Annotated in this window: 10 protein-coding genes and 1 pseudogene; 6 read left to right on the top strand and 5 right to left on the bottom strand. The window is 70.8% G+C overall.

Annotated elements, in window-relative coordinates:
- Window positions 1-155, bottom strand: a pseudogene (rplK, locus tag RMP08_RS02070) (50S ribosomal protein L11); the annotation flags it as partial.
- A 130-nt stretch (window positions 156-285) separates the two neighbouring features.
- Window positions 286-2229 (bottom strand): TonB-dependent receptor domain-containing protein, encoded by a 1944-nt coding sequence (locus RMP08_RS02075; RefSeq protein ID WP_310467308.1) that lies wholly within the window; start codon window positions 2227-2229, stop codon window positions 286-288.
- A gap of 142 nt (window positions 2230-2371) precedes the next feature.
- Between RMP08_RS02075 and RMP08_RS02080 the strand changes: the two genes are divergently transcribed.
- Window positions 2372-2683: a hypothetical protein gene (locus RMP08_RS02080; protein WP_310467309.1), complete on the top strand. Its 312-nt coding sequence runs from the start codon at window positions 2372-2374 to the stop codon at window positions 2681-2683.
- Here RMP08_RS02080 and RMP08_RS02085 read toward each other — a convergent pair whose 3' ends face one another.
- The 3 genes from RMP08_RS02085 to RMP08_RS02095 are packed head-to-tail and all read right to left on the bottom strand — an operon-like array spanning window position 2684 to window position 3342.
- A complete protein-coding gene (locus RMP08_RS02085) occupies window positions 2684-2842 on the bottom strand; it encodes a hypothetical protein (protein WP_310467310.1) in 159 nt (52 codons plus the stop codon).
- Complete coding sequence (locus RMP08_RS02090; RefSeq protein WP_310467311.1) at window positions 2839-3093, bottom strand: hypothetical protein; 255 nt, start codon at window positions 3091-3093, stop codon at window positions 2839-2841. Before RMP08_RS02090 ends, RMP08_RS02085 begins: the two co-directional genes overlap by 4 nt.
- A 42-nt stretch (window positions 3094-3135) precedes the next feature.
- On the bottom strand, window positions 3136-3342 hold the full coding sequence (locus RMP08_RS02095) for a cold-shock protein (protein ID WP_310467312.1): 207 nt from the start codon (window positions 3340-3342) through the stop codon (window positions 3136-3138).
- A 260-nt stretch (window positions 3343-3602) separates the two neighbouring features.
- On the opposite strand from RMP08_RS02095, the gene RMP08_RS02100 reads away from it, so the two are divergent.
- From RMP08_RS02100 to RMP08_RS02120, 5 genes are all read left to right on the top strand, one after another.
- Window positions 3603-4175 carry a fasciclin domain-containing protein gene (locus RMP08_RS02100; RefSeq protein WP_409049760.1) on the top strand — a complete coding sequence of 191 codons (573 nt, stop codon included), beginning with the start codon at window positions 3603-3605 and terminating at the stop codon, window positions 4173-4175.
- 99 nt (window positions 4176-4274) lie between these two features.
- The gene (locus tag RMP08_RS02105) at window positions 4275-4874 is read left to right on the top strand and encodes a sigma-70 family RNA polymerase sigma factor (protein WP_310467313.1); all 600 of its coding nucleotides are present in this window, start codon (window positions 4275-4277) and stop codon (window positions 4872-4874) included.
- Entirely contained in the window at window positions 4871-5569 is a 699-nt protein-coding gene (locus RMP08_RS02110; RefSeq protein WP_310467314.1) for an anti-sigma factor domain-containing protein, read from the top strand. Before RMP08_RS02105 ends, RMP08_RS02110 begins: the two co-directional genes overlap by 4 nt.
- Window positions 5570-5609: 40 nt before the next feature.
- Window positions 5610-6104: a peptide-methionine (R)-S-oxide reductase MsrB gene (msrB, locus tag RMP08_RS02115; protein ID WP_310467315.1), complete on the top strand. Its 495-nt coding sequence runs from the start codon at window positions 5610-5612 to the stop codon at window positions 6102-6104.
- 7 nt (window positions 6105-6111) lie between these two features.
- Window positions 6112-6878, top strand: a 767-nt coding sequence (locus RMP08_RS02120; RefSeq protein WP_310467316.1) for a cytochrome c biogenesis protein CcdA, incomplete at its 3' end; no start/stop codon positions are given.

The following is a 6878-nucleotide window of genomic DNA, read 5'->3' on the forward strand; positions in this document are numbered from 1 at the left end:
CCCTTCTCGAGCTCCTGCGTGGCGGCGTTGAACGCCTTGCAGAATTCCATGATGTTGACGCCGCGTTGCCCCAGCGCCGGCCCGATCGGCGGCGACGGGTTGGCGATGCCCGCGGGCACCTGCAGCTTGATATAACCGGTAATCTTCTTGGCCATGATGCCGTCTCACTCTGTTGCAAGTTTAGCGGTCCAAGCGGCGCTCCGAAGAACGCCTCCCGCGGCAGTCCAGTTTGTGCTGGAGGCGGCGCCAATAGCGATCCCGGCCCAAAAAGGGAAGGGGCCGCGGTCAGTTGATGCGCAGGCCGATGCGCACGCTGCGGCCGGGCAAAGGCAGGCCGAGCTGGGGGGTGATCACATCGTCGGCCAGATTGTCGATGCTCGCGGTGAGCGACAGCGGCAGGCGCCCGCGCAGTTCGGCGACCCGCACCCGCCCGCGCAGATTGACCTCATTGCCCGGCGCCAGGCGCGCTTTCTCGCCGCGCGGGTCGATGTCGACCGCCGGCCCGACCCGCCGCCATTCGCCGCGCAGGGAAAGCCGGTCATTGGGCTCATAAGCCAGTGCGGTCGCCAGCTCGTAGCCGGGCCGCTGCGGAAGGCGTCGAAACGCTGCCGCGCCGCGGTCGGCGCGGGCGCGCAGCAGCGAGCCGCCCAGCTCGAGCCGGAGCGAGTGAGCCAGCTCGGCCGACAGCGCCGCATCGAGCCCGAAACTGGTCGATCCGCTGAGGTTGTAGCGCTGGCGCAGCCGCCGCCCGTCGACCGTCACCACGCGCTGGGCGATGCTGTCCTCGCTGCGCGAAAAAAACGGGTTGAGCGTCACGCTGAGCCCGGGTGACGCATAGGCCAATTCGAGGTCGCCGCTCCACGCCCGCTCGGGGCGCAAGTCGGGGTTGGCGAGGAACCGCCCGAGTGCCTCGCCGAACAGTTCGCGCGCGGTCGGAAAGCGGTTGCGCCGCCCGCCCGACAGCGTCGCCGTCCAATGCTTGGCCAGCGGCCGGCGGTAGGCCGCGGAAAAGGCCAAGGCGCCACGCGCGGGATGGTCGGGCTTGTCGCCGGTCAGCGGGTTGGCAGAATGGTCGTAGGCAAGTCCAACCGTCGCCTGCCCGCCGGCGATCGGCCGGTCGGCTTCGGCGCCAATCGTAAAAAGATTCTGGCGGTAGCGCAGGCGCGGCGCGGCGGGGCCGCCGGGCACGCTGTCGACTTGCGCGTGGCGCCTGGTCTGGGCGGTGGCGACCAGGCGCAGGGCGACCGGCCCGGGATCGAGCGACAGCACCGCGCGGCCGCCCAGCGTGTCGTCGTCATCTTCCTCGCGCGCCCGCACCGCATCGTAGCTGGCGTCGCTGTACTGGACGATGGTCTGCCCGAACCACTGTCGCCAGCCGGTCACCCGCAACGACGTTCGCCCGGCCAGCGCGAGCTTGGCGGTGACGCTGGCCTGGGTCTGCGCGATGTCCGGGTAGCGCCAGTAGCGCGGCGCATCGAGCGCGGGATCGCGGTCGGATTCAGGCGCGATGCCGCGTTCGGCGCGAATGTGCAGCAGCGTGCCGCGCAGCGTCACCGGCCCGCGCTCGAACCCGGCCGCGGCGAACAAGGTCGCGGCGTCGAGGTCGCTGTTGGTGCGGCGCCGGCTGGCGCGCTGGCTGAACGGCAGCGCAGCGAGCCTGGCCACCGGCTCGGCGTCGCGGGTCAGGCCCGACGCGCCGAGCGTGACGTCGATGCCGCCTGTGGGAAAGGTCAGCACCGCCGAGCCCTCGGCGAACCCGAGCGGCCCAGCGCTGGCGGTCGCGATCAGGCTGTGCTCGCCGCCGGAGCGCGTTTGCACGTCGACCGCGCCGGCCACCGCGTTGGTGCCGAACTCGATCGGCGCTGCGCCCTTGCTGACGCGAAGGGCGCCGATCAGCCCGGCCGGGATCATGCCCAAATCGGCGCGCCCGTCCCACGGCACGGCGAGCGGCGCGCCGTCGACAAACACTTGCGTCTGGCGCTCCTCGCTGCCGCGCACCCGCGCAATCGTCTCGCCGCGCGAATTGGTCCGCACCGACACCCCGGGAAGCCCCTTGAGAACATCGGCGGCCGAGCGCGGCTGGCGCGCGATCACCGAGTCCTGATCGAGCGCAACCGCCGGCGGCAGCACGCTGGTCGCCGGCCGCACCGCGGTCACCTCGATCGTCTCGGGGGCCGCCGGTGGCGAGCGCGCAACATCGGCGGCGGCGAGGATGATCAGCGGGAGCATGGCGAGGCGATTTGTGCCCGAAGCGGTGCACGTCCGCCAGCGCGGATTAGGGAACGCCCCGGGCGCGTGGTAGTGCTTGCGCCCCGGCGGCCGGCTCGCACTTGCGAGGCCAGGTTTTGGTGCGGGCAGCAGGTGACTCCCGATGCCCGACGTTTCCGCCCTCGCGGCACCCAAGCGCAAGCCGCGCGAGCCCGGCGCGGCCGCGCAGCGCGACACCTTCCTCCACGACCCCCGGGACAATGCCGCGGCATGCCGCGTGCGCGCCGCCGCCGACCTCGCCGAGGCCGACACCCGATCGACCATCAACGGCCGCGGCGTGCTCGAGGCGAGCGCCGCCCAGTGGACCGCGCGCGCCGCACTGCTGCAACGCCTCGAAAACAGTTTCGAAGCGCGCAAGCTTGCGGGTGGGGAGGCGCCGCTATCCGGCGGCGCCGACGGGGTTTCGGCTAGCTAATTAACCGAGGATGTCGAGCGCCGCGGCATAGGCCAGCGCGTTGCGCGGCGGACGTGCGGTGGTGCGCAGGGTGCGCGGCTTGGCGGCGCCGATGGCGCGCGCGGTAACGTAGCTGTGCCGGGCGTCATGGCCCGGGTTCATCTTGAAATTCATGTTCATATCGTTGTTTCCGGCGGTTCTGCCGCCACATTATTCGAGGTTGAATTGTTGGTCGCGGCGTTGGCCGCGATGCCGGCCGCGTGCGCGTCGCGCATGCGTTCGGTCTTGGCCGCGCGCTCGGCCAGCATGGTCCACGATTCGTAGGACCTCAGGCAGCGCTCGCGGACATTGTCGAGCGTTGCCGCTTCGGCGTCCGCGCGCGCCTGCTCGGCGCGGGCGACATAGAATTGGAGCTGGGTTGAGAGTGCCATCGCGATGACCGGGGCGGACCGTGAAGCCCGCCCCGTATCGGCTTAGGCTTGCTGAAGATTGACGGCGCTGGCGCGGCCGCGGCGGTCTTCCTCAATGTCGTAGCTGACGCGCTGGTCGGTATCCAGCGTCTGCATTCCTGCACGCTCGACGGCGCTGATGTGAACGAACGCGTCATTCTCGCCGCCGTCCGGCTTGATGAAGCCGTAGCCCTTGGCTGCGTTGAAAAATTTTACGGTGCCGATCGGCATGGGAGTGTTTCCTTCTGAGCAGGACCGGGAATCGGTCCTCCGGTGCTAAGAGACGAGAAAGAAGGAAAAAGGAGCCGCAAAGCGCCAAAGATCCGTCAATTTGCGACTGGTAGCCCCGCTTACATAGCGCAAGTGAATGGAAATTGTAAGGGCAACCCCAAACTCGGCCCGCCGCCGCCTTTATTGCAAGCGCGCTGCATCCGCGCCGGACCCGTCTCCGTATCTCTCCGCACGGTCGATCGAAGTCACGGAGAACAGGAATGATCACGACATTGAAACTGGGCGTCGCCGTTGCGGCGCTCGCGGTCGGCGGCTGCATGAGCGCCGGCGCGATGGACGCTCCGGCAGGGGAGAGCATCTCCTACGTCGGCGGCGCGGCGATGTACCCGTCAAAGACGATCGTCGGGAATGCGGTCAACTCGCCCGACCACACGACGCTGGTCGCCGCGGTCAAGGCGGCCGGGCTGGTCGACACCTTGTCCGGCGCCGGTCCGTTCACGGTGTTCGCGCCGACCAACGCGGCGTTCGCCAAGCTTCCCGCGGGCACCGTCGACACTTTGCTCAAGCCGGAAAACCTGACCACGCTGCAGTCGGTGCTGACCTATCACGTCGTTCCCGGCCGGGTCACCGCCAATGAGCTGATCGGCCTGATCCGCGCCGGCGGCGGAACCGCGCGCCTGACCACCGTCCAGGGCGGCACGCTGAGCGCCAGCCTGATGGGCGACCGGGTGATGCTGACCGACGCCAAGGGCGGCATGAGCCATGTCACCCAGGCCGACGTGCTGCAATCCAACGGCGTGATCCACGTCGTCGACGGCGTGGTCCAGCCGTAATTTCGGATGGCGTCCGGCCGCCCGTTTCCGGACGCCCGCCCGGCGGGAGCGCGAATGATGGTAGTTGCCCCTTTGCGCCGTCACACCGTTCCCGCCGGGTTGCCCTTCCCCTTCGCGCGCGCTTGGGCCATCACCGCCGCGATGGACTCGCCGGTGCCCCTCCACAGCCATGACCTGGCGCCGCTGCTCGACCGCGTCGCGGCGGGCGACCGTGCGGCGCTGTCCGATCTCTACCGCCGCACCTCGGCCAAGCTGTACGGCATCTGCGCCCGCCTGCTCGGCAGCAATGCCGACGCCGAGGACGTGCTGCAGGATGTTTACGTGACCGTGTGGCGCAAGGCCGACCGCTTCGACGCCGCCAAGGCGAGCCCGATCACCTGGCTCGCGGTGATCGCGCGCAACAAGGCGATCGACCGCCTGCGCGCGCGGCGCCTGCCGACCGCGCAGCTCGATGCCGCCGGGGACATCGCCGACGACAGCGCATCGGCGTTCGAGCTGGTCGACCAGGCGCGCGAGCAGCGCCGCGTCGCCGAGTGCCTGGAACAGCTCGACGACAAGCCGCGCGCGATGATCCGCGCCGCGTTTCTCGATGGGGCGACCTATCCCGAGCTGGCGACCCGCGAGGCGGTCCCGCTCGGCACTATGAAGAGCTGGATCCGGCGTGGTTTGCTGAGCCTGAGAAAGTGCCTCGAGCGATGAGCGACGAGCGCGACCTGCTGGCGGCCGAATATGCGCTCGGGCTGCTCGACGGCGACGAGCTGGCGGAGGCACGCGCGCTGGCCGCCGGCGATGCCGCGTTCCGCGCCGAGGCCGCGCGCTGGTCGGGTGATCTCGCACCGCTGCTCGACGAGGTCGCGGCGGTCGCCCCGCCGTCGGGTGTGTGGGCCGCAATCGAGCGCAAGCTCGGCCCCGCGCCCGCCAACGACAATGCCCTCGAGCGCCGCCTCAAGGTGTGGCGCGGCGCCGCGCTCGGCGCCGGGGCGCTCGCCGCGTCGCTCGCGATGTACGTCGTGTCGGGCCCGGCGATCCTCTCGCCGCCGGTCGAGCGGGCAGCGACTGCCCCGCTGGTGGCGATGCTCGGCGACGACAAGCGCGACATGATGCTGGTCGCCAGCTTCGATCCCGCCAGCCGCCGCCTGATGGTCGCCGCGGCAAGCGACCTGCCGCCCGATCCGGTCCACGCCCACCAATTGTGGATGATCCCGGCCGACGGCAAGCCGCGCTCGCTGGGGACGATGCCGGGGCCCAAGATGCGCGCCGAGCTGCCGATGCCGATGGCCAGGGAATTCCGCGAAGGCGTCACGCTGGCGCTGTCGGTCGAGCCGATGGGCGGCTCGCCGACCGGACAGCCGACCGGCCCGGTGGTCGCCTCGGGCAAGCTCGAGCGCGCCTGACCTTTGCATCCGTCGGCTCCGCGCCCACGTATATCCCGGCATGACCCAGCCCCCGCTCCACCGCCGTGCTTTGCTCGCCGCCGCCGGCCTCGGCCTCGCCGCTTTGGCCTTACCCGCCACCATCGGCTCCGCGCGCAGCCCGCGCCGCTTCGAAGTGCGCAAGACTCCCGCCGAATGGAAGCGCCAGCTCGGCCCCGAGCGCTACCGCATCCTGCGCGAGGCGGGCACCGAGCGCGCCGGCACCAGCCCGCTCGACCGCGAAAAACGCCGCGGCACCTTCACTTGCGCCGGGTGCGGCCTGCCGCTGTTCGCCTCATCGACGAAATTCGACAGCGGCACCGGCTGGCCGAGCTTCTTCCGCGCGCTGCCCAATGCGGTGGTGACCGAGACCGACCGCAGCCTGCTGATGGCGCGCACCGAAGTGCTGTGCCGGCGCTGCGGCGGGCACCTCGGCCACGTGTTCGAGGACGGGCCGAAGCCGACCGGGCTGCGTTATTGCATGAACGGCCTCGCCTTGCGCTTCCGGCCGGCCTGACGCCGCCATGCTGATCGTCCTTCTCGCCTTTCTCGGCGGCATGCTGACCATCGTCAGCCCGTGCATTCTGCCGGTGCTGCCGTTCGTGTTCGCGCGCTCCGACCAGCCGTTCGTGCGCAGCGGGCTGCCGTTGCTCGCCGGCATGGCGCTGACCTTCGCCGCGGTCGCCACCATTGCCGCGGTCGGCGGCGGCTGGGCGGTGCGCGCCAACGAGATCGGCCGCTGGGCCGCGCTGGCGCTGCTCGCGCTGTTCGGCCTCGCGCTGATTTTCCCCGCCTTGTCGGACCGCGCCACGCGGCCGCTGGTTGCCTGGGGCTCGCGCTTGTCCGAGCGCGCGGGCAAGCCGGGCGGGCAAAGCGGGATTGGCGCGTCGCTGCTGCTCGGGGTCGCCACCGGGCTGCTGTGGGCGCCGTGCGCGGGGCCGATCCTCGGCATCATTTTCACCGCCGCCGCACTCAACGGGGCCAGCGCTAACACCACTTTGCTGCTGCTCGCTTACGCGCTCGGCGCCGCGACCTCGCTCGCGCTGGCTTTGCTCGCCGGCGGCAAGCTGTTCCAGCGCATGAAGAAGTCGTTGGGCGCGAGCGAATGGATCCGCCGCGGGCTCGGCGTGCTCGTGCTGGTCGGGGTTGCCGCCATCGCGCTCGGTCTCGACACCCGCGTCCTCGCCAAGCTGTCCAGCGCGCAGACCCAGAGCCTCGAGACCGGCCTCGCGCGCAAGCTTGGGCTGGGCGGCGCCGCCGACAGCACAATCGCGGTCGGCAAGGATGGCGG

The sequence above is a fragment of the Sphingomonas sp. genome (assembly GCF_031426035.1).
In the GTDB taxonomy this organism is placed as follows: Bacteria; Pseudomonadota; Alphaproteobacteria; order Sphingomonadales; family Sphingomonadaceae; genus Sphingomicrobium.